The organism is Bartonella sp. PS17NMGDW (genome assembly GCF_042193555.1).
Lineage (GTDB): Bacteria > Pseudomonadota > Alphaproteobacteria > Rhizobiales > Rhizobiaceae > Bartonella > Bartonella grahamii.
In genome coordinates this window covers 1-1660 of record NZ_JBHILY010000058.1, presented here as the reverse complement: position 1 = coordinate 1660, position 1660 = coordinate 1, and the positions used below count along the sequence as shown (strand labels likewise).

At 46.4% G+C, this 1660-nt stretch carries 2 protein-coding genes; both read left to right on the top strand.

Features of this window, described 5'->3' with window-relative positions; all coding sequences use genetic code 11:
* Nucleotides 1-727: phage tail protein (locus ACFIJK_RS09165; RefSeq protein ID WP_375627575.1), on the top strand; the 727-nt coding region annotated here is incomplete at its 5' end.
* Between the two features lies 1 nt (nucleotide 728).
* On the top strand, nucleotides 729-1660 hold a 932-nt coding region (locus ACFIJK_RS09160), incomplete at its 3' end, for a DUF4815 domain-containing protein (protein WP_375627574.1).

Below are 1660 nucleotides of genomic sequence, written 5' to 3'. Positions count from 1 at the left end.
CATTGAAGCGATTACCGACCTTTCCAAAAGTTTGCGCTCTGATTTTCGCCGTGGGACCTATGGTTATGATGTGCAAGCTGTTGAATGCAATATGTCACGCCTTGATGACAGCATGTTGGAGTATGAAAGCGGTGTTCGTTTAACAGCTGGGGACACTTTGTTTTCCTTTGGACGCACAACAGAGATCAATCACACGCTCACAAGAGAAGAAGGCAGGCTTATTGGCAATTGGATAGATGATGGGAATGAAGAGTTAAGCTGGAACCAAATCGATTATCCATGGGATATGGCAAATTTTCCGTGGTGTTCGGTCAAAAAACATGAACGCGATATGCTGATGGCAGAATGGTTTCATGGTCGCACGCTTTATCTCGTGTTAAGAGACAGCCAAGATGGCGCGATTGGGTATCAAAGATGCTATGCTGTAGCGCCTGTCGAACAGGCTTTGGATGGTGTGTACAGCCATTGTGGCGGCAGATTTAACCCTTCTACAACAGGCACTCTGTTGTTTCTTGCTGCCCGTACAGACTTTCACGATGTTGACGGCAAACAAGCCGCATTTGTTTCTGTTCTCGTTCATGCCACCCCCGCAGAAAACATAGCGGTTGGCAAGCTTTGGTGTGACGCCAATGAACTCAATGGCGGTGTCGAGATACTCAAAACGCCCATTAATATTCCTTTGCGTGCCGATGTTCGCGAACAATTCAAGATTTTATTGAGGTTTTAATATGAAGCATGAAAGTGGTTTACCCTTTGCAATTGACAGATCTCGCGGCAAAGAGGAACAACAAAGTGTTGTCTTTTATGGCACGCGTCCCTTTATTCAAAGTGGTGAACTGAATGAGGTTCAAACCATTATAAGAGGACGGCATGACCGCTTGGGGCGCCTTGTGGCACAAGAAGGAGATCGCGTTGAACGGGCTGATGCTTTTGTCAACAAAGAGACAAGGACCGTCACGTTAACGGATGGCAAGATTTATATTGCCGGTGATATCTTTCCAGTCTCTGAAGCGGTACTCAACAATGTTTCCATGATTGGACGCTTGGAAATTGGTGTGAAGCTACAAAAAAAATGGATAACACACGAAGATGATCCAGAGCTGTTGGGGCAAGTCCCTGGCACTTTGGCAGAAGGAGAGCCTGGTGCCGCACGCGAAACAGCAAAGCTTGTTTGGGCACTGAAAGAGGATGCGCAGAATGGCACTTTTTTTCCGGTTTATATTTTACAAGATGGTGTTCTGATTGATCAAAAATCACCCTCACTGCTTGAACCCGCCATGCAAGCTATTGCGACGTACGACCGTGCCCATGGGCATTATATCGTGAGTGGCTGCCGTGTGAGCGCATTGGGACAAAACAACGGCTGCCAAGTGTTTAGTATTCAAGAAGGAGAAGCCAATATCAATGGCTTTAAACGCAAGCGCTTAGCCGCCTTGCGCCATGAAGAGGTGCAAGACTTTTCAACAAGCGTTGTTCCAAGCGAAACACATATTTTTGCGCCTCCAAAAGGGAAAACAAGTTTTACCTTTAAACCCTATTATTTTCCTATTGCCGATATTCAGTCTCTTTTGTTGACAAAAGAAAAAACCGTTAACGTCACCCGCGGTGCCGTTGCTGCAGGGCGTGATGGTGTGCCGGATAAAAGCATCACCGCGTTTAT